This window comes from Rhodoferax sp., assembly GCF_028715765.1.
GTDB lineage: Bacteria > Pseudomonadota > Gammaproteobacteria > Burkholderiales > Burkholderiaceae_C > Rhodoferax.
The window spans coordinates 35,552-61,377 of record NZ_JAQURE010000012.1; the positions used below are offsets into that span (position 1 = coordinate 35,552).

At 59.5% G+C, this 25,826-nt stretch carries 21 protein-coding genes and 1 pseudogene; 4 read left to right on the forward strand and 18 right to left on the reverse strand.

Annotated features, from left to right (window positions below; translation table 11 throughout):
• Positions 1-97: 97 nt before the first annotated feature.
• The 12 genes from PHT20_RS06365 to PHT20_RS06420 form a co-directional block, all read right to left on the reverse strand.
• Positions 98-934, reverse strand: a complete 837-nt coding sequence (locus tag PHT20_RS06365) for an ABC transporter ATP-binding protein (RefSeq protein ID WP_301019874.1) — start codon at positions 932-934, stop codon at positions 98-100.
• Positions 931-1,863 carry a nitrate ABC transporter permease gene (gene ntrB / locus PHT20_RS06370; RefSeq protein ID WP_301019875.1) on the reverse strand — a complete coding sequence of 311 codons (933 nt, stop codon included), beginning with the start codon at positions 1,861-1,863 and terminating at the stop codon, positions 931-933. Before ntrB ends, PHT20_RS06365 begins: the two co-directional genes overlap by 4 nt.
• A gap of 73 nt (positions 1,864-1,936) precedes the next feature.
• Positions 1,937-3,181, reverse strand: a complete 1,245-nt coding sequence (locus PHT20_RS06375) for a CmpA/NrtA family ABC transporter substrate-binding protein (RefSeq protein ID WP_301019876.1) — start codon at positions 3,179-3,181, stop codon at positions 1,937-1,939.
• Between the two features lie 323 nt (positions 3,182-3,504).
• Complete coding sequence (locus tag PHT20_RS06380) at positions 3,505-4,152, reverse strand: ANTAR domain-containing protein (RefSeq protein ID WP_301019877.1); 648 nt, start codon at positions 4,150-4,152, stop codon at positions 3,505-3,507.
• Positions 4,153-4,193: 41 nt separating this feature from the next.
• Positions 4,194-7,685 carry an EAL domain-containing protein gene (locus PHT20_RS06385; protein WP_301019878.1) on the reverse strand — a complete coding sequence of 1,164 codons (3,492 nt, stop codon included), beginning with the start codon at positions 7,683-7,685 and terminating at the stop codon, positions 4,194-4,196.
• A gap of 178 nt (positions 7,686-7,863) precedes the next feature.
• A complete protein-coding gene (locus PHT20_RS06390) occupies positions 7,864-8,562 on the reverse strand; it encodes a Crp/Fnr family transcriptional regulator (protein WP_300082087.1) in 699 nt (232 codons plus the stop codon).
• 7 nt (positions 8,563-8,569) lie between these two features.
• The gene (locus PHT20_RS06395) at positions 8,570-8,974 is read right to left on the reverse strand and encodes a ribonucleotide reductase subunit alpha (protein WP_301019879.1); all 405 of its coding nucleotides are present in this window, start codon (positions 8,972-8,974) and stop codon (positions 8,570-8,572) included.
• A gap of 11 nt (positions 8,975-8,985) precedes the next feature.
• The gene (locus PHT20_RS06400) at positions 8,986-9,777 is read right to left on the reverse strand and encodes a peptidylprolyl isomerase (RefSeq protein ID WP_301019880.1); all 792 of its coding nucleotides are present in this window, start codon (positions 9,775-9,777) and stop codon (positions 8,986-8,988) included.
• Between the two features lie 10 nt (positions 9,778-9,787).
• Entirely contained in the window at positions 9,788-10,522 is a 735-nt protein-coding gene (narI, locus tag PHT20_RS06405; RefSeq protein WP_301019881.1) for a respiratory nitrate reductase subunit gamma, read from the reverse strand.
• Entirely contained in the window at positions 10,519-11,238 is a 720-nt protein-coding gene (narJ, locus tag PHT20_RS06410; RefSeq protein ID WP_301019882.1) for a nitrate reductase molybdenum cofactor assembly chaperone, read from the reverse strand. The genes narI and narJ overlap by 4 nt, the downstream gene beginning before the upstream one ends.
• A 2-nt stretch (positions 11,239-11,240) precedes the next feature.
• The gene (gene narH, locus PHT20_RS06415; RefSeq protein ID WP_301019883.1) at positions 11,241-12,764 is read right to left on the reverse strand and encodes a nitrate reductase subunit beta; all 1,524 of its coding nucleotides are present in this window, start codon (positions 12,762-12,764) and stop codon (positions 11,241-11,243) included.
• A gap of 117 nt (positions 12,765-12,881) precedes the next feature.
• Positions 12,882-16,673, reverse strand: coding sequence for a nitrate reductase subunit alpha (locus PHT20_RS06420; protein WP_301019884.1), 3,792 nt, complete (start codon positions 16,671-16,673; stop codon positions 12,882-12,884).
• 337 nt (positions 16,674-17,010) lie between these two features.
• Here PHT20_RS06420 and aroD point away from each other — a divergent pair, with 337 nt between their 5' ends.
• From aroD to PHT20_RS06435, 3 genes are all read left to right on the forward strand, one after another.
• Positions 17,011-17,793 carry a type I 3-dehydroquinate dehydratase gene (gene aroD / locus PHT20_RS06425; RefSeq protein ID WP_301019885.1) on the forward strand — a complete coding sequence of 261 codons (783 nt, stop codon included), beginning with the start codon at positions 17,011-17,013 and terminating at the stop codon, positions 17,791-17,793.
• Positions 17,794-17,950: 157 nt separating this feature from the next.
• A complete protein-coding gene (locus PHT20_RS06430; RefSeq protein WP_301019886.1) occupies positions 17,951-18,181 on the forward strand; it encodes an addiction module protein in 231 nt (76 codons plus the stop codon).
• 8 nt (positions 18,182-18,189) lie between these two features.
• Positions 18,190-18,483 (forward strand): type II toxin-antitoxin system RelE/ParE family toxin, encoded by a 294-nt coding sequence (locus PHT20_RS06435; RefSeq protein WP_300083522.1) that lies wholly within the window; start codon positions 18,190-18,192, stop codon positions 18,481-18,483.
• Positions 18,484-18,588: 105 nt separating this feature from the next.
• Here the strand turns inward: PHT20_RS06435 and PHT20_RS06440 are convergent.
• Positions 18,589-18,738: pseudogene (locus tag PHT20_RS06440) on the reverse strand (ABC transporter permease); the annotation flags it as partial.
• A 62-nt stretch (positions 18,739-18,800) separates the two neighbouring features.
• Here PHT20_RS06440 and PHT20_RS06445 point away from each other — a divergent pair.
• A complete protein-coding gene (locus tag PHT20_RS06445) occupies positions 18,801-19,307 on the forward strand; it encodes a BrnT family toxin (protein WP_301019887.1) in 507 nt (168 codons plus the stop codon).
• Positions 19,308-19,439: 132 nt separating this feature from the next.
• Here the strand turns inward: PHT20_RS06445 and PHT20_RS06450 are convergent, their stop codons facing one another.
• From PHT20_RS06450 to PHT20_RS06470, 5 genes are all read right to left on the reverse strand, one after another.
• Entirely contained in the window at positions 19,440-20,642 is a 1,203-nt protein-coding gene (locus tag PHT20_RS06450) for an ABC transporter permease (protein WP_301019888.1), read from the reverse strand.
• 1 nt (position 20,643) lies between these two features.
• A complete protein-coding gene (locus tag PHT20_RS06455) occupies positions 20,644-21,384 on the reverse strand; it encodes an ABC transporter ATP-binding protein (RefSeq protein ID WP_301019889.1) in 741 nt (246 codons plus the stop codon).
• Positions 21,381-22,694: an efflux RND transporter periplasmic adaptor subunit gene (locus PHT20_RS06460; protein ID WP_301019890.1), complete on the reverse strand. Its 1,314-nt coding sequence runs from the start codon at positions 22,692-22,694 to the stop codon at positions 21,381-21,383. The genes PHT20_RS06455 and PHT20_RS06460 overlap by 4 nt, the downstream gene beginning before the upstream one ends.
• Before the next feature lie 48 nt (positions 22,695-22,742).
• Positions 22,743-24,137 carry an efflux transporter outer membrane subunit gene (locus PHT20_RS06465; RefSeq protein WP_301019891.1) on the reverse strand — a complete coding sequence of 465 codons (1,395 nt, stop codon included), beginning with the start codon at positions 24,135-24,137 and terminating at the stop codon, positions 22,743-22,745.
• A 153-nt stretch (positions 24,138-24,290) separates the two neighbouring features.
• On the reverse strand, positions 24,291-25,766 hold the full coding sequence (locus PHT20_RS06470; RefSeq protein WP_301019892.1) for a TolC family protein: 1,476 nt from the start codon (positions 25,764-25,766) through the stop codon (positions 24,291-24,293).
• Positions 25,767-25,826: the final 60 nt, after the last annotated feature.

Genomic DNA, 25,826 nt, shown 5'->3' on the forward strand with positions numbered 1-25,826 from the left:
GTTTTGGGGTGGCGATTAACGGTGATTTGCAGGGCAGATTTGCACCCGGCCAGTCCAGCTGAAGTCGGCCCTGCAGATGGGGTCTGGCAAAGACAACTCAGGCTGCTTTTTCCACATGGGCTTGCCGGGTGTACAAAAAGTCGATCACCGCTTTGCGGTAGTGCAGGTACTGGGCGCTGTCGGCCAGCTCAACCCGGCTGCGCGGGCGTGGCAAGTCCACCACCAAGACCTCGCCAATGGTGGCGCTGGGCCCGTTGGTCATCATCACAATCTTGTCAGAAAGCAGCACGGCTTCGTCCACGTCGTGCGTCACCATCACCACCGTGCTTTCGGTACGCGCCACAATTTCAAGCAGCTCGTCCTGCAGCTTGGCGCGCGTGAGGGCGTCCAATGCACCAAAAGGCTCGTCCATCAGCAGCACTTTGGGCTCCATCGCCAGGGCGCGGGCAATGCCCACGCGCTGCTTCATGCCGCCCGATATTTCACCAGGGCGCTTTTGTGCGGCTGGGGTCAGGCCCACCAGCGCCAGCGCGGCGTCGGTGCGCGCCATCAGCTGTGCCTTGTTTTCTGAGGGTGCGCCAGTGGACTTGTTGGCCGCGCCAAAGACACGTTCCACACCCAGGTAGATGTTCTCAAAACAGGTCAGCCAGGGCAACAGCGAGTGGTTTTGAAACACCACGGCGCGGTCTGGGCCAGGGCCGGCAATTTCGCGGTTGTCGCACAGCAGGTGGCCTTGGGTGGGGGTGGTCAGGCCGGCAATCAGGTTCAGCAGGGTGGACTTGCCGCAGCCCGAGTGGCCAATCAGCGCCACAAACTCGCCCTTGGCCACCGTCAGGTTCACGCCTTGCAGTGCGCAAAACGGGCCTTTTTTGGTCTTGAACGTTTGCTCGACACCGACGATGTCGATGAACTTGGTGGTTTGGTTGATGTTCATGACTTCACCTCTTCAAACGTGAACGCGGTGGCTACCTTGATCAGCGCGTATTCCAGAATCAAACCAACTACACCAATCACAAAGATAGCGATGATGATGTTTTTGACGTTCAGGTTGTTCCACTCGTCCCAGACCCAGAAGCCAATGCCGACACCGCCCGTGAGCATTTCGGCGGCCACAATCACCAGCCAGGCCGTGCCCACCGCCAGCCGCACACCGGTGAGCATGTAGGGCAGCACCGAGGGGAACAAAATCTTGGTCACGATCTTCCACTCAGACAAGTTCAGCACTCGCGCCACGTTCATGTAGTCTTGCGGCACGCGCTGCACACCGACGGCGGTGTTGATGATCATCGGCCAGATGGAGCAAATGAAAATGGTCCAGATGGCGGCTGGGTCGGCACCCTTGAACACCAGCAAGCCAATCGGCAGCCAGGCCAGCGGTGACACCGGACGCAGCAGGCTGATCAGCGGGTTGAACATGCGGCTCAAAAACTCAAACCGCCCCACGGCAAACCCCACCGGAATACCCACCACCGCCGCCAGCCCAAAGCCGACTGCCACGCGCTCCAGGCTCATCAAGATGTTCCAGCCCACGCCCTGGTCGTTGGGGCCGTTGCTGTAGAACGGGTCGCTGAAAATCACCAGCGCTTGTTTGAATGTGTCGGCAGGCGAGGGGATGCTGCTGGCCGTGCTGATGCTCACCAGCGCCCAAATGCCCACCAGCAGCCCAAAGCCCAGCACTGGCGGCAACACTGCGAGCCACAAGGCGCGCCAGTCAAAAGCCGGTTTTTGTGAGGTTTTTGAGACTGTAGAGCTTGTATTTGTTGCGTGAGTAGCTACAGATTTCATATTTTTGTGTGAGACAGTAGGAGCTTCTGGCGCAGAGCCAGAGGCTTCCAGTGGCGAGTGAAAAACAGCGCTGACCATGGTGATCTCCTTGAAAAAGGGGGCGGTATGCAGGCGCTCAGGGTGATGTGGGCGCCTGCGGCTAGGTGACTGTTCAGGCCTTGACTTTGAAGCTGTCGGCGTACTTTTTGGGGTCTTTGCCGTCCCAGACCACGCCGTCGATGAGTTTGCTGGTGCGCATCACGTCTTTTGGAATCGGCGTTTTGCTGGCCGTGGCGGCTTGTTTGTAAAGGTCAATCTGGTTGATCTGCTTGGCCACCGCCAGGTAATCCGGATGCTGTTTGAGCAAGCCCCAGCGTTTGTGCTGGGTCAGGAACCACATGCCGTCGCTCAGGTACGGGAAGTTGACCGCGCCGTCGTTGAAAAACTTCATGTAGTTGGGGTCGTCCCAGGTCTTGCCCATGCCGTTTTGGTAGCGCCCCAAAATGCGCTGGTTGATGGCGTCCACGCTGGTGTTGACATAGCTTTTGGCGGCAATGGTTTCAGCCATTTTGTTTTTGTTTTGCAGGCCAGCGTCAATCCACTTGCCGGCTTCCAAAATGGCCGCCGTGACAGCGCGCGCGGTGTTGGGGTATTTTTTGACAAAGTCAGCGGTGGTGCCCAGCACTTTTTCAGGGTGATCGCGCCACACCTCTTGCGTGGTGGCCGCCGTGACGCCAATGCCGTCGATGATGGCGCGGTGGTTCCAGGGCTCGCCCACGCAAAAGCCGTCCATGTTGCCCACGCGCATGTTGGCCACCATTTGCGGTGGTGGCACGGTGATGACTTTGGCCCCGGTCATCGGGTTGATGCCATTGGCCGCCAGCCAGTAGTACAGCCACATGGCATGTGTGCCGGTGGGGAAAGTTTGGGCAAAGGTGTAGTCGCGCTTCTCGGTGGTCATCAGTTTGGCCAGCCCTGCACCATCCACCGCGCCTTTGTCGGCCAGCTTTTTGGACAGGGTGATGGCCTGGCCGTTGTGGTTCAGGTTCATCAGCACCGCCATGTCTTTTTTCGCGCCGCCTACACCCAAATGCACACCGTAGACCAGGCCGTAGAGTACGTGGGCAAAGTCAAGCTCGCCATTGACCAGCTTGTCGCGCACACCGGCCCAGCTGGATTCTTTGCTGGGGACGATCTTGACGCCGTATTTTTTGTCAATGCCCAGCACGCTGGCCATGACCACGCTAGCGCAGTCGGTCAGCGGGATGAAGCCGATCTTGACCTCGGTTTTTTCCGGGGCATCAGAGCCTGCGGCGTAAACCACCGAGCGCAGCGCCGGGCTGATGCCAATGGCACCGACGGCAGCGGTTTGCAACACCGCGCGGCGGCTGAAACTGGGTTGAGAGAAGTCTGTCATGGCGAGTCCTTTGCAGTGAGTGGCAGAAAAAACAAACAAAAAAAGGCGTCCTCACGTTGCAGTGCGCTTGGGGCAAGCGCTGTGCAAGTGGGGACGCCTTTGTCCGGTGTGGCTGACACTGCTCGCCGTTGAGCGGTGCCAGGCCGATGACCCTCGGTGGTCTTACAGGTTAATAAGCAATAGCCATGCCAACAGTAATTGAGTCTGTATGTAAATAAAAAACAATAGCTGCTTACGCTTTATTGATAAGGGCTAGAGGCTAATTTCTTATATAAAAACTGGTTGCAGTGACTGTGGGCACTGAAATTGTGCAACGCACCAATTTAACCCATCAGGTCGGCCACATCCAGCATGCGTTGTGCTACTTCGGCCAGTTTCAGGCCTTTGTCCATGGCGGTTTTGCGCATTTTTTTAAACGCTTCTTCCTCGCTCAAGTCCTGTCGCTGCATCAGCAGGCCTTTGGCGCGGTCGATCAGTTTGCGGTCACGCAATTCCGCGCTGAGTTCGTCGCGCTCGGTTTGGGTGCTGGCCAGGGTTTGCAGCAGCGCTTGCTGGTGCTCAAAGCGCGCCATGGCCACGTCCAAAATAGGGCGGATGCGCTCGTGCGAGAGCCCCGCCACCACATAGGCCGACACCCCGGCAGCCACGGCGGCACGGGCGTGGCCGGGGTCTTCGTCATTGGTGAACATGACGATGGGGCGGGGCGCATCGCGGGTGGCCATCACCACGTGCTCAAGCGCGTCGCGGGCATCGCTTTCAGCGTCCACAATCACCATGTCGGGCTGCAGTTGCGCCAAGCGCTCGGTCAAAAACACGTCGGCGGGCAAGCTGGCCACCAGGTTAAAACCGTTCTCAAGCAGGCCAATGCGCAGGTAGCGTGAGCGCTCGGCTTGGCTGTGGGCGTGATCGTCGTCAGGGTCTGCAATGACCAGATCAGGCGCCACCACCACAATTTTCAGGGGGGAAGTCATGCTGACCCATGACGCAAGTTTCGCGCCAGTGACCCGGCGGGTCACGCCAGGGGTGGCTGCTGCCTGACGTAAGCCGCAAACGCATCCGCGCTTAACGGGTGACTGAAATAGTAGCCTTGCACCTCGTCACAGCCTTGCAGTCGCAAAAAGGCCAGCTGGCTGGCAGTTTCTACACCTTCAGCAATGGTTTGCAGCCCCATGCTGCTGGCCAGGTTGATGATGGCGGTGACGATGGCTTTGTCGTCCGCATCGTGGCTGAGGTCGCGCACAAAAGACTGGTCGATTTTGAGTTTGTAAACCTTGAATTTTTTCAGGTAACTGAGGCTGGAGTAGCCGGTGCCAAAGTCGTCAATTGACATGCGGATACCGTGCTCGTGCAGGCGGTTCATGATGCTGATGGCGATGTCGGGGTGATCCATGGCGATGGCCTCCGTCAGCTCAAGTTCAAGCAGCTCTGGGGGCACGCCCGCCTGCGCCAAGATGCCTGTCACCAGGTGCAGCAAGTCGGCGTGGCGAAACTGCACCGCTGACAAGTTGACCGCCATCACCACGGGGGGCAGCCCTTGATCCATCCAGCTTTTGAGCTGGTTGACGGCACTGCGCAGCACCCATTCGCCAATCTCCAGAATCTGGCCACTGTCTTCGGCAATGGGGACGAACTCGGCCGGCATCACCAGACCCAGCTCGGGGCTCTGCCAGCGCAGCAGCGCCTCGACACCGATCACGCGGCCATCTTGCATGGCCACTTGGGGCTGGTAGTGCACCTGCATTTCATGGCGCGCCAGCGCGTGGTGCAAGGCGTTGACCAGCTGCAAACTGCGCACCGAGTTGGCCTGCATCTCAGGCGTAAAGAAGCAAAAACCATTGCGTGCGGCGTGTTTGACGCGGTACATGGCAGTGTCGGCATTTTTGGACAGAGTCTCAAAATCTTGCCCGTCATGGGGGTACATGGCCAGGCCAATCGAGAGCGTGTTGACCAGCTCAAACGGTTCAATCTGGCACGGCAAACTGGCCGCGGCAAGCAACTTCAAGGCCACTTGCTGGGCGCCTTCATGGTCGATGTTGGGCAGCAACAAAATGAACTCATCACCACCCAGGCGCGACAACGTGTCTTCCGTGCGCAACTGTGCGTTGAGGCGGCGTGCCATCTCCACCAGCAGTTGGTCGCCCACGCTGTGCCCCAGGGTGTCGTTGACATTTTTAAAGTGGTCAATGTCCATGAACATCAGGCACAGGCTTTGGCTGTGGCGCTGCGCCAGGCTCAGGGCAAATTCAAAGCGGTTTTGCAGATCGGTGCGGTTGGGCAGGCCGGTGAGCTGGTCAAACAGAGCCAACTGTTTGAGTTTTTCTTCGGTTTGGCGCTTTTCGGTGATGTCGCGGGTGATGCTCAAAATGCACGCCACGTCCTGGAAGCGCACCACCGCGGCGGACATCAGTCCATGCACCAGGCTGCCGTCCTGGCGCACAAAGTCTGCCTCCAGGTTGGTCACTTGGCCGTGCTGTGTCAAGCCCTCTACCAGCCGCTGGCGGTCTGCCATGTCGTGCCAAATGTTGATGTCTTGGGAGGTTTTGCCCACCACCTCGGCATGAGCCCAGCCGGTGATGCGCTCAAACCCCTGGTTCACCTCCAGGTACAAGCCATCACTCATTCGGTTGATGTTGATGGCGTCGGGGCTGGTCACAAAGGCGGTGCGGTAGCGCTCTTCACTGTCTTGCAGGGCGCGCAGGGTGGTCTGGCGCTGAGCTTCGTCTTCAAAGTGATCCAGCGCAAAGCTGATGTCCATGGTCATTTCAAGCAGCAGGTTTTGTGCCGCTTCATCAAACGCGTCGGGGTGTGCGGCATAGACCGAAAACACCCCCACCACTTGACCTTTGCGGTGCAAGGGCATGGACGCCACTGCGCCCCAGCCAAATTGCTTGGCTCGCTCGTGCCAGGGGGCAGTGGCTGGGTCGTGCTGAAAGTCTTGAAACCAAACCGGTTTGTTTTCGCGCGCTGCACTGCCCACAGGGCCGCGGCCTTGCGGCACAGCAGCATCAATGCACACATCCAGGTGCGCCACATACTCAATGCCTTGGCCAAAAGAGGCCACTGGCTCAATCGCGCCGGAGGGGCTGACCACGCCAATCCAAGCCATCTTCATGCCGCCAAAGTTGACCGCGTCACGGCACAAAATGGGAAACAGCTCAGCCTCATTGGTGCAGCGCACAATGGCCTGGTTGCACTGGCTCAAGGCGGCATAGAGCTGGGTCAGGCGCGCCAACTTGAGCGCCTGGTGTTTGCGCTCGGTGACATCGCGCGACAGCACAATGAACGTGGGCTCGGCCTGTGCCAAGGGTGCTTTGTGAGCCACCGAGAGCTCAAACCAATGGCTGCCATCGGCGAGCTGCAGCTCAATTTCTTGGCCCTGTGAGAAGCCAGTGCGTGCCGCCTCTTCAATGGCGCGCAGGCACACCGCGGCGGCTGGCGCGGGTAACACATCGGCGATGTTTTTGCCAACCAGGTCTGCCGCAGGCGCTGCCAGCAGCGCGCTGCGTGGCGTGTGGCAGGCCAGATAGCGTCCCTGCAGGCTGATCTCAAACAGCAAGTCGGGCATGGCGTCAAGCGTGGCTTGCAGCTGATGATTGAGCGCCGTGATCTGCTGTGCCTGGCTGCCCACATTGCCTTGCAACTGCTGTGCCAGCGCCTGCGCCACCATCCATTGCTTGACAACCAGCGCCAGCAGGGCACTGAGCAGCCCGCCCAAAGCCAGCTTTAACAGCAGCCCCACCGGGTCAGTCCACCCCGTATTGGGTGTCACACTCAGCGTCCACTGGGCATTGGGTACGCGCAGCACAACGTCCACCGCGTCGCTGGGTACTGCGCCCGACTGGGCCATGACCTGGCGCTGCTGTGTGGCCGGGTCGCTGCGCCACAGCGCATAGTGCAAGCCTTGTTTGACCAGTTGTTCAAACTGTGCGGGGCCCAGCGCCTGCGGCAGCCGGATCACCACGTTGGTAAACCCCCAAAATTGCGGCTGCCCCTGGGCATCATTCAAAAACACCGGGAAAAAGCCCAGCGCACCCAAGCCGCCTTGCACCAGCTCAAAAGGGCCTGCCAGGGTGATCTGGCCTGTGTCACGCGCTTGGCGTGCTTCTTTGGCGCGCGCCGGGTGGTTGAGCACATCCAGGCCAATGGCATCGCCGTTGCCTTGCAGCGGAACAATGCGGCGCACCACACCCTGCGGCTCCAGTGCCATGGCCGACACCCCAGGGTAGTGCGCCAGCATGCGGGTGGCCAGCGCGTCAAAGTTGGGAATGTCGCCCTGGTTCACCTGCACCAAGGCCGCCAAGGCCTGGGTGGCTGACAAGGCTTGCAACAAGTTTTCCTGCAGACGTTGGGCGTGGTCTGCCGCCAGGGCTTGCACCCGCTCGCGCTCGGCCTGCTGTCGGTGCTTTTCAGACTGCACGCTCACGGTGCTGGTTAGCAAGGCCGCCAGTAAAAAAACCAACACACCCGCCATGCGCGGGCTTTTGAACAAACGTTGGGCAAACATGTGGCTGATGTGGTGAGCTTGTCAAATGACTGCTCTCTGCGCAGTTAGGCCAGTGTGGCAAGCGGGTGGTGCGCAACCCTAAGCAGGATCGCGTCAATGCACCGGAATTTATCACCAAACAGCGTAAAAAAGTACCAAATTCATGGCATGGACAGCGCCACGCTTAGCTTCTATCAGCTCAAGCAGCACCGTAGTTCACCAGTTTTTTTACGTCCAGAATGCGAATTTCGCGGCGGTCTACATGGATCAATTGCTTGTGTTCCAAGTCATGCAGCACCCGCGAAAAGTATTCAGGAGTGAGTGACAGGCGCGAGGCAATGGTGCTTTTGTTGGCTGGCAGTGCCACGGTTAAAGTTGATTGGTCTGGCAGGTGGTTGGCATCCACGTCGCGCAGCAGGTAGCCAATCAGCCGCTGCAGGCCGTTTTGCAGCGCATAGCCTTCCACATCTTGAACCAACCCATGCAGGCGGCGCGAAATGCCTGCCAGCATGTGCATGGCAAATTGGGGGTCTTGCGCGATGGCGCTGTAAACCCCTTGTTTGCTGACATTGACCAAGGTGGTCTCAACCAAGGCTTGGGCACTCAAGATATAGGGTCGGTTCAAAAACACCAGCGCTTCGGCAAAGCTTTGCCCAGGGCTGATGAGCTCGATCACTTTCTCATGGCCAGAGGGCGACACCACAAACAGCTTGACTTGGCCACTGACCACAATGTGAAAGGCGTCACAGGCGTGCCCCACCATGAACACCATTTCGCCTTTGGTGTAATTGGCCACCATGCAGCTTTGTGAGATTTGAACCAGCTCTTCAGATGACAAGCCGCTGAACAGGGGTGAGCTGGCCAAAAAATCTGGCATGTTGAAAAACGTGTGGTGCATGGTGTGTTCAGACCAAATCGATGGCTTGCCCTGACGTGTCAAAGGCGATCATGTTAGCCAAAGTGCCAAGTTTGATGGCCTCAACCATGCGTTGCAGCACAGGTTCAGCGGTTTTGCTGCTGGGCGGCTCGCTGCCTTGTCCCGACAGGGTGCTGACAAACACCACCTGCCAGGCGGTGCCAAACTGGTTGGCCTCTTGCACCAGGCGCTCAAAGTTGCCAATTTCGTCGGGCGTTTGATCCACACACATGGCCGGCACCAGCGCGCCACCATGGCCTTGGGCAAAGTCTGCGCGCTGCTCTGGGGTGGCATCTTCAGGCAACTCCGCGCTGGCAAACACCAGCAGCAGGCGCTGCCCTTGGGGCTGCTGGCAGGCTGCCAACAGCAGGTCGTCAAAGCAAGAAATTTGCATGTTTTGGCCTTTTATTGCACCAGGGCAGAGTCTGCGCGATCCAGGTCTACGCCTTGAATGTCAGCCTCAGCCGCCAGCAAGCTGAGGTATTGGCGCAGCGCAGTCACAAAAGTTTGCTGCTTGAGGCGCATTGATACCGCACCCCGCACAGCCTCAAACGGCTGGGCTGTGCCCGCTTCGCGCGCCAGCACCTCGACCACATGCAGGCCAAAACGGCTGTGCACCAGGCGCGGCAGCACGCCTATTTCCTTGTTGCCAAACAGCTCTTTGGCAAACTCTGGGGCGCAGTCGGCCGTGGTGAGCCAACCCAGCTGGCCACCCTCTGAGCCACTGGGGCAGTTGGACATGGTGCGGGCGGCTTTGGCAAACGCATCATCAAGCGCCTGGTCATCATGGCAGCGCACATTGAGCAGCGTGGCCTCGGCTTGTTTGCGCAGGGCATTCAGGTCAACGCCGGGGGTCACTGCAAACAGGATGTGGCGCACGTTGACACGTTCACCCGTGGTGTACAAGGCCTGGTGGGCGGTGTGGTAACGCCAGCAGTCAGCATCTGCTGGCTCGGGTATCACCAGTTCTTGCGCCAGCAGCAACTCAATGGCATTGGAAGCGGCTTCACTCAGTACACCCTCTGTGGCGGGGGTGTCGTTGGTGGCCAGCAAGCCTTGTTCAATGGCGCGCTGGCGCAGCAGCTCGGAACAGGCACGCTGGCGCAGCGTGTCAGCATCGACCTTTTCACTGGCGCTTTGCAGGGCTACGCCATTAATATATGCCAAATTGGCCTCTAACGCTTGTTCTGTATGCATGAGTAGCTCCTTAAATGCTAGCGTCAGAAGCGCGTGGCTGATTGCGCCCAGCTGGCACATTCAGGCGGCGTGCGCGCACCACCTGGTAGGGGCGCATCAAATAACCCACCGAGGCAAAACCGCTCCAGACGTGCACCAGGCGGGTGAACGGGAAGATAAAGAAAATACTCATGCCAAGGAACATGTGCATCTTGAAAACAAAACCCGCTTCGGCCAACATGTCCACTGCGCCAGGTTGGAACGTGACGATGGCCTGGGCCCAGCCAGCCAGCTTGAGCATCATGCTGCCGTCAAGGTGTTGGCCTGACAGTGGCACCGTGGCCAAGCCCAGCGCAAGTTGCAACCACAACAGCACCAGCAGCACGATGTCGCTGGTTTTGGAGTTGATGCGAATGCGTGGCTCGGTCAGGCGGCGATGCAGTAGCAACGTCACACCAATAAAGCCAAGCAGACCAGCCAAGCCACCACTGATCATGGCCATGAGTTGCTTGTTGCCAGCGCTGATGAAGTGCTCATAAATAAAGTGCGGCGTCAACATGCCAATGGTGTGACCAAAGAACAAAAACAACACGCCAATGTGAAACAGGTTGCTGCCCAGCCGCAATTGACCCATTTTGAGCATCTGAGAAGAATCGCTTTTCCAGGTGTATTGGTCGCGGTCAAAGCGCAGCAGACTGCCGGCAATGAAAACAACAAAGGCGATGTAGGGGTAAATGCCGAACAGAAAGTGGTCAAGGGTGTTCATAGTGATGCTCCTTCAGCTGTGGTGGCGCTGGCACGCGCGCTGGCCGCATTGGTTTTTACAAAGTGAATCGGTTGGGGTTGGTCGGGCTTGCCCTGGCCTTTGACGGAGCAGCCGCCAAACACCTCGGGTTCTTCCCATGACGCATCAAGCGCCTCGTCGGCCACCACGGCGACGGCTTGCGCCTTTTCGCCGCTGAGTTCAATCAAGGCGCCAATCACGCTGGCGTATGCGGTGTTGCGCTGTTGCAGTGCGCTGAAGATGGCGTTGAGGATGTGAGTCATCTCACCCAAAAACGCACGCGCTTCCTGGGGCGGTTGGGTGGATGCATATTCCAGTACCACTGGCAGGTAGTCGGGCAGTTCACCCTCGGCCAGAAACAGCCCGGCTTTTTCATAGGTCTGGGTCAGGTCAATCATGGCCGGGCCACGGTCACGTGAATCCCCGTGCACATGCTCAAACAGGTGCAATGAGGTGGCATGCCCGCGGTCAAACAGCTCAACGTAATCGGCTTCAATTTGTAGCGTATCGCCCTTCGCGATGTTGTCCATCAGCATGAATAACTCGGCTTGGCGTGAGCGTGTCACTGCCTGTTCGGACTGTATGGCGGCACGCATGTCAGCCAGGTCAGCGCGTAAAGCTGCATTCGGGTAAGACAGCAGCCGTGCCAGCACGCGCAGGCTGCGCGACATGCCGGTGATGTTGGAGATAAGTGACATGCTCAGACCTCCGCCTGGATCGGGATGGTGCGACGCTTGCCCGCGCCAAACAGGCTGACCTCGCTGGCTCCATCAGAGCAACCGTTGCCAAAGCTGAAGCCGCAGCCGCCACGCACGTCAAAGGTGTTCTCGGCATATTCACGGTGGGTGCTTGGGATGACAAAACGGTCTTCGTAGTTGGCAATGGCCATCACGTGGTACATCTCTTCCACTTCCAACTGGGTCATTTGCACTTGTTCCAGCGCAGCGGTGTTGATGCGGTTGTCCACATGCTTCTCACGCTGGTAGGCGCGCATGGCCAGCATCCGCTCCAGAGCCCGTTCCACCGGCATGGTGTCACCGGCGGTGAGCAAATTGGCCAGGTACTTGACCGGAATGCGCAGTTGCTTCACATCAGGAATAACACCGTTGGTACCAATCTGCCCTGCATTGGCAGCGGCGCTGATGGGAGACAGCGGTGGCACGTACCAAACCATCGGCAGCGTGCGGTATTCGGGGTGCAGCGGCAGGGCCACTTTCCATTGCACCGCCATCTTGTACACCGGGCTGTTGCGGGCGGCATCCATCCATTTGTCGGGAATGCCGTCAAGGCGCGCTTGCTCGATGACTTTGGGGTCGTTCGGGTCGAGGAAGATGTCGAGCTGTGCCTGGTACAAATCGCGGTCGCGCTCGACGCTGGCTGCTTCTTGAATGCGGTCTGCGTCATACAGCAACACGCCCAGGTAACGGATACGGCCAACGCAGGTCTCAGAGCACACGGTGGGCATGCCGGCCTCAATGCGCGGGTAGCAGAAGATGCATTTTTCGGCCTTGCCGCTTTTCCAGTTGTAGTAAATCTTTTTGTACGGGCAGCCGCTGATGCACATGCGCCAGCCGCGGCATTTGTCCTGGTCAATCAGCACAATGCCGTCTTCTTCACGCTTGTAGATGCTGCCTGACGGGCACGATGCCACGCACGCCGGGTTCAGGCAGTGCTCGCACAGGCGCGGCAGGTACATCATGAAGGTGTTCTCGAACTGGCCGTAAATGTCTTTCTGGATGTCGTCAAAGTTCTTGTCTTTGCTGCGCTTGGCGAATTCACCACCCAGAATTTCTTCCCAGTTCGGGCCCCATTCAATTTTCTCCATGCGTTGCCCGGTGATCAGGCTGCGCGGGCGGGCGGTCGGCACGTTGTTGCCCGCCGGCGCGCTTTGCAGATGGGCGTAGTCAAAGGTGAAGGGTTCGTAGTAGTCGTCAATCTGTGGCAGATTCGGGTTGGCAAAGATTTTCATCAACAGCTTCCACTTTGCCCCTTGGCGCGGCTCGATCTTGCCGTCTGCTTTACGCACCCAGCCACCGTTCCATTTGTCCTGGTTTTCCCACTCTTTGGGGTAGCCGATACCGGGTTTTGTTTCGACGTTGTTGAACCAGGCGTATTCCATGCCGGGACGGCTGGTCCAGACGTTTTTGCAGGTGACCGAGCAAGTGTGGCAACCAATGCACTTGTCCAGGTTGAGCACCATGCCGATTTGTGCGCGTATTTTCATGATTTGATTTCCTTTGCGTTATTGACTTGTTCCCTCCCCCTCTGGGGGAAGGTTAGGGTGGGGGTCAGCCCCCATCCCTGCCTTCCCCCAGAGGGGGAAGGGGTAAGACAGCTAGGTTCATGCCGCTGTTCCTTCGTCATCCAGCCAGTCCACCTTGCTCATCTTGCGCAACACCACGAACTCATCGCGGTTGGTGCCGATGGTGCCGTAGTAGTTGAAGCCGTAGCTGAACTGCGCGTAGCCACCAATCATGTGGGTGGGTTTCAGCACAATGCGGGTGACCGAGTTATGGATGCCGCCACGCCCACCGGTGATTTCCGAGCCCGGCATGTTCACCAATTTTTCCTGGGCGTGGTACATCAGGCACATGCCGTTGCGCACGCGCTGGCTGACCACGGCACGGGCGGTCAAGGCACCGTTCAAGTTAAAGAGCTCGATCCAGTCGTTGTCCTCAATGCCGGCCGCTTTGGCATCGTCTTCACTGATCCAGACAATCGGGCCGCCACGGCTGAGCGTCAACATGTGCAGGTTGTCGCTGTAGGTGCTGTGAATGCCCCATTTTTGGTGCGGGGTGATGAAGTTCAGCGCAATTTCTTTGTTGCCATTGGGCTTGCGGTCTTGCATGGCGTTGGTGGTCTTCAAGTCCACGGGCGGGCGGTAGCTGCTGAAGCCTTCGCCAAATGCCGTCATCCACGGGTGATCCATGTAGAACTGCTGACGGCCGGTCAGGGTGCGCCATGGGATCATCTCGTGCACGTTGGTGTAACCGGCGTTGTACGACACGGTCTCAGACTCAATACCGCTCCAGGTGGGGCTGGAGATGATCTTGCGTGGCTGCGCCTGAATGTCGCGGAAACGAATCTTTTCGTCTTCGCGGTGAATGGCCAGGTGGGTGTGATCCAGCCCGGTTTGTTTGCCCAAGGCTTGCCAGGCTTTTACAGCCACGTGGCCATTGGTTTCCGGAGCCAACTGCAAAATCACTTCACAGGCATCAATGTCAGTCTCAATTTTGGGCATGCCGCAGGTCACACCAGCATCGGTCACCAAGCCATTGAGCTGGCCGAGTTGCGTGACTTCAATCTTGGTGTCCCAGGAGATGCCTTTGCCACCATTGCCCACCTTGTTCATCAGTGGGCCAACCGCGGTGAAGCGCTTATAGACATTGGGGTAGTCGCGCTCGACGACCATGAAGCTTGGGGCGGTCTTGCCAGGAATCAGGTCGATTTCCCCCTTTTTCCATTCCTGCACACCAAACGGTTGCGCCATCTCAGCCGGGGTGTCGTGCATGATGGGGGTGAGCACCATCTCGCGCTCCACGCCCAGGTGGCCGACACAGAGATCGCTGAATTTTTTGGCAAAACCTTTGTAGATTTCCCAGTCGCTGCGCGATTGCCAGGCCGGATCCACCGCTGCCGAGAGCGGGTGAATGAACGGGTGCATGTCGCTGGTGTTCATGTCGTTCTTTTCGTACCAGGTGGCTGACGGCAACACGATGTCGCTGTACAGGCAGGTGGTGCTCATGCGGAAGTCGAGGGTGACCACCAAATCGAGCTTGCCTTCAGGCGCCTGGTCGTGCCACACCACTTCAGTGGGGCGGCCGTCTTGCTGGCCCAAATCTTTGCCTTGCACGCCGTTTTTAGTGCCCAGCAAGTGCTTCAAAAAGTACTCATGGCCCTTGCCGCTGGAGCCCAAAATGTTGGAGCGCCAGACAAACATGTTGCGCGGCCAGTTGTTGGGGTGGTCTGGGTCTTCGCAGCTCATGACCTGGCTGCCATCTTTCAAGCCCTTGGTCAAATAGTCTTTGGGGTCCATGTTGGCGGCTGCTGCGGCGCGCACCACCTCAAGCGGGTTGGTCTTGAGTTGTGGGGCGCTGGGCAACCAGCCCATGCGTTCGGCGCGCACGTTGTAGTCAATCATGCTGCCGCCAAACTTGGCTTTGTCGGCCAGGGGCGACAGGATTTCATCCACACCGACGGTTTCGTAGCGCCACTGGTCGGTGTGGGCGTAGAAAAAGCTGGTGCCGTTCATTTGCCGGGGCGGGCGGATCCAGTCCAGCGCAAAGGCCAGCGCCGTCCAGCCGGTTTGTGGGCGCAGTTTTTCTTGCCCCACATAGTGCGCCCAACCGCCACCCGACTGGCCAATGCAGCCGCACATCATCAGCATGTTGATGACGCCGCGGTAGTTCATGTCGGCGTGAAACCAGTGGTTCATGGCCGCGCCGATGATCACCATCGACTTGCCGTGCGTTTTGTCAGCGTTCTCGGCAAATTGGCGCGCCACGGTGATGAGCTGCTCACGCGGTGTGCCGGTGATGCGCTCTTGCCAGGCTGGCGTGTAAGGCGTGTCGTCGTTGAAGTCCTTTGCCGCCATTTCGCCCGGCAAGCCACGTGCCACGCCGTAGTTGGCCACTTGCAGGTCAAACACAGTGGCGACCAGGGCCTCACGTTGGTCTCCTTCTTTGCCCAGCGAGATGCGTTGCACCGGCACGGTACGCACCAGCACATTGTTGGCCGCATCACCCGTGGCGTTGTTGGGGAAGTGCTCGGACACGATGCCGCCAAAGTAGGGAAAGCCCACCTTGGCCGTCTCGCTGCTGGGGGCATCGCCTTCGAGCACCGTTAATTTGAGTTTGACCTCGGTGCCATGGCGTGCTTCTTTGGCCTCCAGGTTCCATTGGCCCTGGTCGGCGCGGCCGTCTGCGCCCCAGCGGAAACCGATTGCACCGTTGGGCAGCACCACTTTGCCGGCCATGTCCAGTGCCACGGTTTTCCACTCGGGGTTGTTGGCCTGGCCGAGCTTGCCGTTGAAGTCGCTGGCACGCACGTAGCGGTCGGGCACCATCACGGTGTCACCGCTGGGCAAGACCTTTTCTTTGAGCATGACCAACATCGGCATGTCGGTGTAGCGGCGCACGTAGTCGTCAAAGTAGGCGCTGCGCTGGCCGTTTTCTGGAAAGTAAAAGTCTTTCAGAATGACGTGGCCCATGGCCATGGCTACAGCGGCATCGGTGCCCTGCTTGGGTTTCATCCAGATGTCGGACAGCTTGGCCACTTCGGAGTAGTCGGGCGTGACGGCCACGGTCTTGGTGCCTTTGTAGCGCACTTCAGTGAAGAAGTGAGCATCTGGCGTGCGCGTTTGCGGCACGTTGGAACCCCAGGCAATGATGTAGCTGCTGTTGTACCAGTCGGCCGACTCAGGCACGTCGGTTTGTTCACCCCAGATTTGCGGGCTGGCCGGTGGCAGGTCGCAGTACCAGTCGTAAAAGCTGATCGGCACGCCACCAATCAGGCCAAGGTAACGGCTGCCAGCGGCGTAAGACACCATCGACATGGCCGGAATAGGCGAGAAGCCAACAATCCGGTCAGGGCCGTATTTCTTGATGGTGAATACATTGGCAGCGGCCACCATTTCATTGACTTCATCCCAGCTGGAGCGCACAAAGCCGCCCATGCCGCGCTGGGTCTGGTAGCTTTTGCGCTTGGTATCGTCGAGTGCAATCGATGCCCAGGCTTCAATGGGCGCTTTGGTTTGGCGTGCTTCGCGCCAGAGCTTGAGCAAGCCACCGCGCACCATGGGGTACTTGACACGGTTGGCGCTGTACAAATACCAGCTGTAGCTGGCACCACGGGCGCAACCACGCGGCTCGTGGTTGGGCATGTCCCAGCGCGTACGTGGGTAGTCGGTTTGCTGGGTTTCCCAGGTGACGATGCCGCCCTTGACGTAAATCTTCCACGAGCAACTGCCGGTGCAGTTCACCCCGTGGGTGGAGCGCACGATCTTGTCGTGCGCCCAGCGGTCGCGGTAGGCGGCTTCCCAAGTGCGGTCTTCACCGGTGGTGACGCCGTGCTCGCCAGAGAACGATTCCCTGGGTTGCGAGAAATAAGTGAGTCGGTCAAGAAAATGGCTCATGGGTGTCCTCTTAAAAAATTTATACAAAAACAGGCTCTAGCCCTTTTATATTAAGCGGTAGCAGCTATTTAAAATATAGCGTTTCATGCGCCATTTCTTTTCTGCTGTTGCACGCGTACCGGCTATTTGGGGTTGATAGAACTGTAGTTTTGGGGCGGCTTGGGCGCTATCCCTCTGAAGTACAGCCCAGGCCGAAGAATGGAACTAGCCGCAGCCATAGGGGAATAGTTCGATAGAACTAGGTCCCATACCGCACCCGGCCAAATGCCCGCCCAACAGATAATGTGTTCCCGTGCTTGCCAGCCATGCGGGCAGACCTTTCACCCCGGTACCTCTTATGCAAACCCATACCCCCATTTCACTCAAAGGCCAACCCATTGCTGGCGGCAACCTGCCGCTGATCTGCACCCCGCTGGTGGGGCGCACGCCAGACCAGCTCATGGCCGAGTTGGCGGTGGTGCTGCCCAAAAAGCCAGATGTGTTGGAGTGGCGTGTTGATTTCTTTGAACAAATTGGCCAGCCAGAGGCCGTCATCGCTGCAGCAGCAGCTATCAAAAAAGAGGCAGGTGGCGTGCCGTTGCTGTTCACCCGCCGCTCTGTGTTGGAAGGCGGCGAGCCCATTGCCTTGCACGAAGACCAGGTGGTGGCGCTGCTTACAGCGGTGTGCCAAAGCAAAACCATCGACCTGGTGGATTACGAGCTGGTCAACGATGCGGATCACCTGGCGCAGGTGCGCGCAGCGGCCAAAGCCAACGGCATCCAGCTGGTGCTGTCGTATCACAACTTTGCGTGCACCCCGGCGCTAGATGAGTTGGTGGCCAAATTTTTGTTGGCTGAGCAGTGCGGTGCCGACGTGGCCAAAGTAGCCGTCATGCCACAAGATGTGGGCGATGTGCTGACCCTGCTGACCGCCACCCATCAAGCCCGCAGCAAGCTGCATATTCCGCTGATTTCCATGGCCATGGGGCCACTGGGCGCGGCGACTCGGTTGGTGGGCGGTGTGTTTGGCTCCAGCCTGACCTTTGCAGTGGGCGCCAGCAGCTCGGCTCCCGGCCAGGTGCCGATAGAAGACCTCAACGCGGTGCTGGCGGTGCTCGCGCGAGCCATGGGGGAGCGGTGATGGTTTTGACACCGTTTGATGCCAATACGGATCCATATTTAGCTTTGTCCAACGAAGCGGCACACTACCGAGCCCGTCATAGGGAAATACGATAATCACCGCGAAAGTCTTTACCCGTTGCTACGATCACAATTAGCACTTTGAATAGGTGGTTTTAATGTTCGATCTTGTTTCTGAGTTATCGCAAAAGTCTCAAGCACTTCGTCCAGCGCAACGAGCCTATCTTGCGGAGTTGTTGCTTGATTCGATTCACATCAGTGCTGATCAGACCATTGAAGATGCCTGGGCTGAAGAATTGAAACGACGAGTTGACAAGGTAGATCGTGGTGTTGCCAAGCTTGTTTCAGCCGAAGATGCATTTGCTGAGGTTAGACGCGCAATTCTGTGAGGAGACTCTTGCGTTTTCACGAGGATGCGTTGGCAGAATTTGCTGCCCAAGCCAAGTATTACGAATCAAAGTCAAAGGGGCTTGGCGAAAAATTTATCAATGAAGTTGAGGCGGCAACTGAGGTCGCGCGTGAATTTGCTGAAATGGGTGCACCTTTCAAGTTCAGCACCCGTCGTGTTTTTCCAAAAAAATTCCCTTTTGCCGTGGTTTATCGAATTCTTGCTGAAGGGATCGTTGTCATCGCAGTGGCTCCAGATGCGCGCAAGCCTGGTTACTGGCGTAGTCGGAAAAATGATGGTTAACCCATCACTTGGCACAGACGAGTTAAATTGCTAATAACTCATATTTAAATAGCTACTAGCGCATATCCCATAAGCGCTAGAGCCCTGTTTCTTACAAAACTCTGACTCGTGCCGCAGCGCTTCAATGGGGTCTAGCCGGGCGGCGCGGCGGGCTGGGAAGTAGCCAAACGACACGTCCATCACCCGCGCCAAATCCACCGAGGCCAGGGTGGCCAGGGCAATGCCAATGACCCCGCCCAGCGCTGATAGCACCATCTCGCGCCAGCACGCCAATTTGTGCGGCTTGCCTCATTGCGATTCATAAATACAATGTACGTATGATCAAGTTCGAATGGGATGAACCCAAAGCCATTGCAAATCTCAAAAAACATCAAGTGTCTTTTGAAGAAGCGAAATCGATTTTCTTCGACGAATTTGGCATTCAGTTCTTCGATCAGGATCATTCAACTGACGAGGAGCGTTTCCTGATGCTTGGCATGAGCTCGGCGGCAAAGTTGCTTATCGTTTGTCACTGCGAGCGCGAGCATGGTGCAGTTATTCGCATCATCTCAGCACGCAAGGCGACCAAGCGCGAAAGCGCGTTTTATCTAGGTGAACACATGAAAGCCGAATACGACCTTTCCAAACTAAAGTCCCGCAAGAATCCGTACGCGTCCAAGCTGAAAAAGCCTGTGACGATGCGCCTTTCAGGGGATGTTGTGGATTATTTCAAGGGAATGGCCGATGAATCTGGCGTTCCGTATCAGAGTCTGATTAACCTGTACCTGCGCGACTGTCTTGCCAACAGTCGAAAGGTGCAAATTCATTGGCCACAAACTGTTTAACAGTTGGGTCGATACGGACATGCAGCAGAAGGAGACCGTTGCGCGGCTGGCATTGGCAACGTTAATTACTCACATTTAAATAGCTACTAGCGCATATCCCATAAGCGATAGAGCCCTATTTCTCATAAACTCTCACTCGTGCCGCAGCGCCTCAATGGGGTCTAGGCGAGCGGCGCGGCGGGCTGGGAAGTAGCCAAACAGCACGCCAATACCGGCCGAGAACACAAATGCCAGCGCGTTAATGCCCGCATCAAACACAAACGGCACGTCCATCACCCGCGCCAGCCCCACCGAGGCCAGGGTGGCCAGGGCAATGCCAATGACCCCGCCCAGCGCCGACAGCACCACGGCTTCTATCAAAAACTGCAGCAGCACCTCGCGCTCCAGCGCGCCAATGGCCAGGCGCAGGCCGATCTCGCGGGTGCGCTCGGTCACGCTCACCAGCATGATGTTCATGATGCCAATGCCACCCACCAGCAGGCTCACTGCCGCCACCGCGCCCAGCAGCGTGGTCATGACCTTGGTGGTGCTGGAAAACGCCTCACCGAGCTGCTTGGTGTCGAGCACATTGAAGTTGTCTTCGTCACTCTCCGCCAGCTTGCGGCGCTCGCGCAGCAGCTGGGTGATGGCGGCTTTGACGCGCTCAGGCTCAGCCCCGTCTTGCATCGACACCAGCAAGGTGTTGACCCGGGTGTTGCCGGTAATGCGTCGTTGCAGCGTGTTGATGGGCATCAACACCACGTCGTCTTGGTCGTTGCCAAACGCGCCTTGGCCTTTGGAGCCCAGCACGCCAATGACTTCACAGCTGATCTGCTTCACGCGCATGGCCGCGCCCACCGCCGCTTGGCTGCCAAACAGTTCGCGGCGCACGGTTTCACCAATCAGGCACACGGCCGAGCCTGCCATTTGCTCCTCAAGCGTGAAGACGCGGCCGTCGGCCACTTTCCAGTTGCCGGTGGTCAGCCAGGCTTGCGTGCTGCCGATCACGCTGCTGCTCCAGTTGCGCCCATCAAGCACCAGTGTGGCGCCACTGCGCGCCTCAGGTGCCACCGCCAGCAGGCTGCTGACTTGGGTGGACACAGCCACCGCGTCAGCCGCTTTGAAGGCGGGTGCGCCACCGCCACCGCCCATCATGCGTTGGCCAGGGCGCACCTGCAGCAAATTGGTGCCCAGGCCAGAGATTTGGTTTTGAATGGCCAGCGTGGCACCGTTGCCCACAGTGACCATGGTGATGACGGCGCTGACGCCAATCACGATGCCCAAAATGGTTAAAAACGAGCGCAGCAAGTTGCGCCGGATCGAGCGCATGGCCAACAGCAGGGTACTTAGCCACATGTCAAACCCCCTCCGTGGCCGGTGCTTGCTGCAGCGCAGCAGGGTGCGGGTTGGGGCTGTCGCTGTGCACCACACCGTCAACAAAATGCACGATGCGCTTGGCGTAGGCGGCCATGTCAGCCTCGTGGGTGACCATCAGCACGGTGATGCCGTGATCCACATTGAGCCGCCACAGCAGCTCCATGATTTCATGGCTGCGGTGGGTGTCCAGATTGCCGGTGGGCTCGTCGGCCAGCAGCACGGTGGGCTCGGTGACGATGGCGCGGGCAATGGCCACGCGCTGCTGTTGCCCGCCTGAGAGCTCGGCCGGGGTGTGGTGCTCCCAGCCCGCCAGGCCGACCGAAGCCAGGGCTTTTTTGGCCGCGCTGTGGCGGGTGGCGGTGGGCTCGCCGCGGTAGAGCAGCGGCAGCTCCACATTTTCTTGGGCGCTGGTGCGTGCCAGCAGGTTAAAGCCCTGAAACACAAACCCCAGGTAGCGCCGGCGCAGCAGGGCGCGCTCGTCGCGGCTGAGGTTTTCCACATGCAAGCCGTTGAACACATAGGCGCCAGAGCTGGGTGTGTCTAGCAGCCCCAGGGTGTTCATGGCGGTGGACTTGCCCGAGCCACTGGGCCCCATGATGGCCACAAATTCACCCGCGTTGATGCGCAGGTTGACCCCGTTGAGGGCTTGAAATGCGGTGCTGCCTTGGCCGTAGGTTTTGGTCACGGCCTGCAGTTCGATCAAGGGCGCGGGTGTGCTCATGGCTTTTTGGCCGCGCTGGCGGCGCCCGCGGCGGCGGTGGCAGAGCGCTGGTCGGTGATGACGGCCATGCCTTCTTGCAAATCACCGCCGGTGATTTCGGTCATACGCCCGTCTGAGATGCCCGGTGTGACGCTGACCTCCACCGGCGCGCCGTCGCGCAGCACCCACACGTGCTTGGCGGTGCCGCCGCTGGCTTTTTTGGTGGCACGGGGCATGCGCGGCATGACGCTGGACATGATGTCGCTGCCGCCCTTGGCTTTGGCGGCACCCGCGTTGGGTGGGCTAAAGCGCAGGGCGGTGTTGGGCACCAACAGCACGTCTTTGCGCTCCACGGCAATGATGCTGCTGGTGGCCGTCATGCCTGGGCGCAGGCTCAAGTCGTCGTTGTTGACGTCAAGCAGCGTGGGGTAGGTGACCACGTTGTCGGTCAGGGTGGAGCCAAAGGCCACGCGCGTGATGGCTGCCGGAAAGCGCCGCCCGGGGAACGCGCTGACGGTAAAGCTGGCTTTCTGGCCGAGCGCAACGCGCCCCACATCGGCCTCGTCCACATTCACTTGCAGGCGCATGTGGCGCAGGTTTTCAGCCACGGTAAACAGCGTGACCGCTTGCAACGAGGCCGCCACTGCGTTGCCCGGGTCGACCGTGCGGGTCAGCACCACGCCGTCTATGGGGGAGCGAATCGAGCCTTTGGACAGGTTGGTTTCATCGGTGGCCAGACTGGCGCGGGCAGAGTCGACGTTGGCCCGGGCGCTGAGTTCGGCCGCCATGGCGCGCTCGGCGGCGGCGCGGGCGGTGTCAAGCTCGGTTTTAGACGGCACTTTGCCGCCCGAGAGCTTGGCCACTTCTTCCAGCCGCGCCAGGTTGGCTTGGCTTTCTTTGATGGTTGAGACGGCCTGCGCCAGCTGGGCATTGGCGCTGGCCAGTGCGGCGCGTGAGCGGGTCACCTGGTCGCTGAGTTTGGAGGTGTCTAGCTCCACCATCACCTGGCCTTTTTTGACCTGGTCATTCACATCCACCAGCACCCGCCGCACCGTGCCTGAGAGCTCGCTGCCAATGTTGACCGAGCGCGTGGGCTGCAGGGTGCCATTGGCTGTGACGACCAGCGTGAGGTTGCCTTTGGCCGCCGCTTCAGTGACATACACAGGCGCGGCATTTTTGAGCTTGTTTTGCTGCCAAGCGTAGTATCCATAAGCGCTAGCAGCTATTAAAAAAAGAGTTGCCCAGAGCTTTTTCTGACGCCACCAAGGCTGCTTGGTGGGCAGTTGCAGCAGGGTTTGCAGGTCTTTGGGGGGGCTGGTGTCAGTGCTCATGGTGTGTGGCTTTGGAGAGATGCAAAAAATAGGGTGAACGCGTGGTGCTCATAGCCAGCCCCCGCCCATGGCTTTGACCAGGCGCACATGGTCGTTGCTGAGCTCGGCTTGCAGGCTGGCCAGGCTGTCTTGGGCGCTCAAGAGCGTGCGCTGGGTTTGCAGCACGGTTTGAAAGTCCACCAAACCACTGTTGTAACGGTTTTGCGCCAGCAGGGCGGCGTTGTGTGCGGCGCTGGCCGCTTGTTGCAAATGACCCAGACGGGTGCGGTCGTTGTGCTGCGCCACCACCGCGTCTTGCACTTCTTTGAGCGCGGTCAACAGGGTGTTTTGGTAAGCGGCGCGGGTTTGCTGCAACACGGCTTCTTGCACCTTGACCTGGGCGTTGGCCGCACCGCCGTCCAACAGGGGGGCTGAAATGCTGGCCAGCACCTGGCTGGCCAGAGCTGCGCCGTTGCTCAACCCGGTCAGGGTCAGCGCCGTCAAGCCAACCGAGCCACCCAGGCGAAAGCTGGGTTTGCGTGCGGCGTCGGCGGCGTTGAGCGCGGCCATGGCGGCGGTGATGCGCGCCTCAGCCGCGCGCACATCGGCACGCTGGCGCAGGCTGTCGGCCGGGATCACGTCTGCCAGCGTCCCCGCTACCTGGGGAATGGCCGCCGGGGTTTGCAGCTGGGCATCAAGCGCCTGCGGGCGCTGGCCGGTGAGGGTGGCCAGGCTGTGGCGGGCTTTGGCCAGGTTGCTTTGCAGCAGGGGGATTTGCGCCGCAGTTTGCGACACGGCGGTTTGCGCTTGCTCCACTTCGAGCGAGGTCACCAGCCCGGCCTGGGCGCGCCACTGGGTGATTTGCAGGGTTTCAGACTGGCTGGCCAGGTTGGTTTGCGCTATGCCCAGCTGCGACTGCAAGCCGCGCAGCTGGATGTAGGCCAGCGCCACTTCGGCGGTCATGCTCAGCTGCACGTCGCGCAGGCTGGCGCGGGCGGCGACCAGGTCGGCCTCGCGGTTGGCTACATTGCTTTGCTTGGCGTCAAACACGTCAAGCTCCCAGCTGGCATCAAGCCCGCTTCGGAAGCTGATGCTGGCAGGGGTGTTGTCAGACGTGCTGCGTTGTGCAGAACCGGTGACTGTGAGCTGGGGGCGGGTGGCGGCCAGCTGAACGTCGCGCACCGCGCGCGCTTGCAACAGGGCGGCCTGGGCAGATGCAATGTTGGCGTTGGCCTGCAGGGCTTGGGTGATCAGGTCTGCCAACAGCGGGTCTTGAAAGTCTCGCCACCAAGTCATGCTGGTGTGCGTGGCGGCAGGGTCTTCAGCGGCGGTGGTGTTGGCATCAGCCAGCGGCGCTGAGGCGCACCCTGCCAGCAGGCTACCCGCCAGCAGCAGGCTCAAGGCCAGCTGGGTCGGCTGCGCGCGGTGGTGCGGCTTGGTTTGTGGTGCTGGGTGGGTGGGCATCCGTGCGCAATCAGTTGGAATGTAAAAGTGATTCATGTGGCTTGACTCTGAACACCCGCTTTGGAGCAGCTTTGAGTGAAAAAAGTTCCAAGGCCATTGTGAGGCAGACGCAGATTTAACCTGCCCGTCTCTGCGGGTGCAACACCTGACGCATCAGTGGGCCGGGCTGGCGCCACCACCGATCACCTTGAACAGCTGCACCTGGTTTTGCAGATACGCCAGGCGGCTTTGCACGGCGCTTTGCTGGGCGGCAAACAGGCTGCGCTGGGCGTCCAGGGCGTCGAGCTGGCTGGCGGCGCCGTGGGTCAGGCGCAGTTGGGTCAAGGCATGGCGCTGGGTTTCGGCAGCCAGCAGGGCTTGGCTGGCTTGCACTTGCTGGGCCAGGCTGGCGCGGCTGGCCAGCGCATCGGCCACTTCGCGGAACGCGGTTTGAATGGCTTTGTCGTACTGGGCCAAGGCCACGTCGCGCGCTACTTGGGCGGCTTGCAGGTTGGACTGGTTGCGCCCGGCATCAAAAATGGGCAGCACCAGCTGGGGAGCCAGGGTCCAGCCCCAAGAGCCCGCGGTGAACAAATTGGCCAGCGCGCTGCTGGCCGAACCCACCCCAGCGGTCAGGCTGATGCGCGGGAAAAATGCCGCCCGGGCGGCGTCAATGTTGGCGTGGCTGGCTTGGAGCAGCAGCTCGGCCTGGCGAATGTCGGGGCGGCGGGTCAGCACGGCAGAGGGCAAGCCTGGGGGCAGTTCAGCCAGCTGCAGTTGGCTCAAACGGGTTGCGCCCAAAGCCAAAGCCGTGACGCCACCCGCAGCGGGTGCGGCCATGGCCGGTGCACTGGCCGGTGAAGCTGCAGCTGCGGCCAGCGCTTGTTGGGCGGGCGCGGGCAGGGCTTGACCCAGCAGCAGCACCAGGGTGTTTTCGTCCAGGGCGCGCTGGCGGATTTGCTGGGCGTGTGTCACACGGGTGGCCTCTAGCAGGGTTTGCGCCAGCTGGCGGTCTAGCTCTGAAGCGGCACCGTGCTGGAATTTAAGCTCAATCAGCTTGAGCGACTGCGCCCGGGTGTCGAGCGTCTGGCGGGTCACACCCAGCAGCTCTTCGTCAGCCAGCAAGGCCAGCCAGCTTTGTGCCACTGTGGCCAGCAAACTGATGCGTGCGGTGTGCGCCGCTTCGGTGCTGGCCAAATACTGCGCCAAGGCCTGCGCTTTGAGGCTGTTGACCCGGCCAAAAAAGTCCAGCTCGTAGGCCGTGACCAGCAGCCCGCCCGTATATGCGCTGTTGATGCTGCCTGCGCTGCTGGGGCTGCGCGAGCCGCTCACACTGGCGTTGACCGTAGGCCACTGGTCGGCTTGGCGCAAGCCCAGCTGTGCTTGCGCTTGCAGCGTGCCCAGCGTGGCCAGGCGCAGGTCGCGGTTGTGCTGCAGGGCGGTTTCTAGCAACTGGCGCAAGGTGGGGTCAGTGAAATAGGTCTGCCAATCGAGTGTTCCGCCTTGCGGCGCTGGTGCAAGGCGGAGCTGGGGAGTGGCTTGCGGGCTGGCTTGCGCCGACTCAGGCCACTGCGCCGCAACCGCTTGTGCGTCTGCCTTGGCAGGGGCGTTGTCGGTGGGAAACTGGCTGCAAGAAGATGTAAAAAGCATAGCTGCTAAAGCAGTCAGCGTAAGCGCTAGAGGCCTAAAAAGCATAAATTTTTTACCATG

Coding starts and splice junctions, on each gene's coding strand:
- narJ (WP_301019882.1), bottom strand. CDS start 11,238: ATGTCACTTATCTCCAACATCACCGGCATGTCGCGCAGCCTGCGCGTG.
- PHT20_RS06445 (WP_301019887.1), top strand. CDS start 18,801: ATGATCAAGTTCGAATGGGATGAACCCAAAGCCATTGCAAATCTCAAA.
- PHT20_RS06375 (WP_301019876.1), bottom strand. CDS start 3,181: ATGACAGACTTCTCTCAACCCAGTTTCAGCCGCCGCGCGGTGTTGCAA.
- PHT20_RS06430 (WP_301019886.1), top strand. CDS start 17,951: ATGTTCGATCTTGTTTCTGAGTTATCGCAAAAGTCTCAAGCACTTCGT.
- PHT20_RS06390 (WP_300082087.1), bottom strand. CDS start 8,562: ATGCACCACACGTTTTTCAACATGCCAGATTTTTTGGCCAGCTCACCC.
- PHT20_RS06455 (WP_301019889.1), bottom strand. CDS start 21,384: ATGAGCACACCCGCGCCCTTGATCGAACTGCAGGCCGTGACCAAAACC.
- PHT20_RS06380 (WP_301019877.1), bottom strand. CDS start 4,152: ATGACTTCCCCCCTGAAAATTGTGGTGGTGGCGCCTGATCTGGTCATT.
- aroD (WP_301019885.1), top strand. CDS start 17,011: ATGCAAACCCATACCCCCATTTCACTCAAAGGCCAACCCATTGCTGGC.
- narH (WP_301019883.1), bottom strand. CDS start 12,764: ATGAAAATACGCGCACAAATCGGCATGGTGCTCAACCTGGACAAGTGC.
- PHT20_RS06395 (WP_301019879.1), bottom strand. CDS start 8,974: ATGCAAATTTCTTGCTTTGACGACCTGCTGTTGGCAGCCTGCCAGCAG.
- PHT20_RS06465 (WP_301019891.1), bottom strand. CDS start 24,137: ATGCCCACCCACCCAGCACCACAAACCAAGCCGCACCACCGCGCGCAG.
- narI (WP_301019881.1), bottom strand. CDS start 10,522: ATGAACACCCTTGACCACTTTCTGTTCGGCATTTACCCCTACATCGCC.
- PHT20_RS06470 (WP_301019892.1), bottom strand. CDS start 25,766: ATGCTTTTTACATCTTCTTGCAGCCAGTTTCCCACCGACAACGCCCCT.
- PHT20_RS06420 (WP_301019884.1), bottom strand. CDS start 16,673: ATGAGCCATTTTCTTGACCGACTCACTTATTTCTCGCAACCCAGGGAA.
- PHT20_RS06385 (WP_301019878.1), bottom strand. CDS start 7,685: ATGTTTGCCCAACGTTTGTTCAAAAGCCCGCGCATGGCGGGTGTGTTG.
- PHT20_RS06460 (WP_301019890.1), bottom strand. CDS start 22,694: ATGAGCACTGACACCAGCCCCCCCAAAGACCTGCAAACCCTGCTGCAA.
- PHT20_RS06400 (WP_301019880.1), bottom strand. CDS start 9,777: ATGCATACAGAACAAGCGTTAGAGGCCAATTTGGCATATATTAATGGC.
- ntrB (WP_301019875.1), bottom strand. CDS start 1,863: ATGGTCAGCGCTGTTTTTCACTCGCCACTGGAAGCCTCTGGCTCTGCG.
- PHT20_RS06365 (WP_301019874.1), bottom strand. CDS start 934: ATGAACATCAACCAAACCACCAAGTTCATCGACATCGTCGGTGTCGAG.
- PHT20_RS06450 (WP_301019888.1), bottom strand. CDS start 20,642: ATGTGGCTAAGTACCCTGCTGTTGGCCATGCGCTCGATCCGGCGCAAC.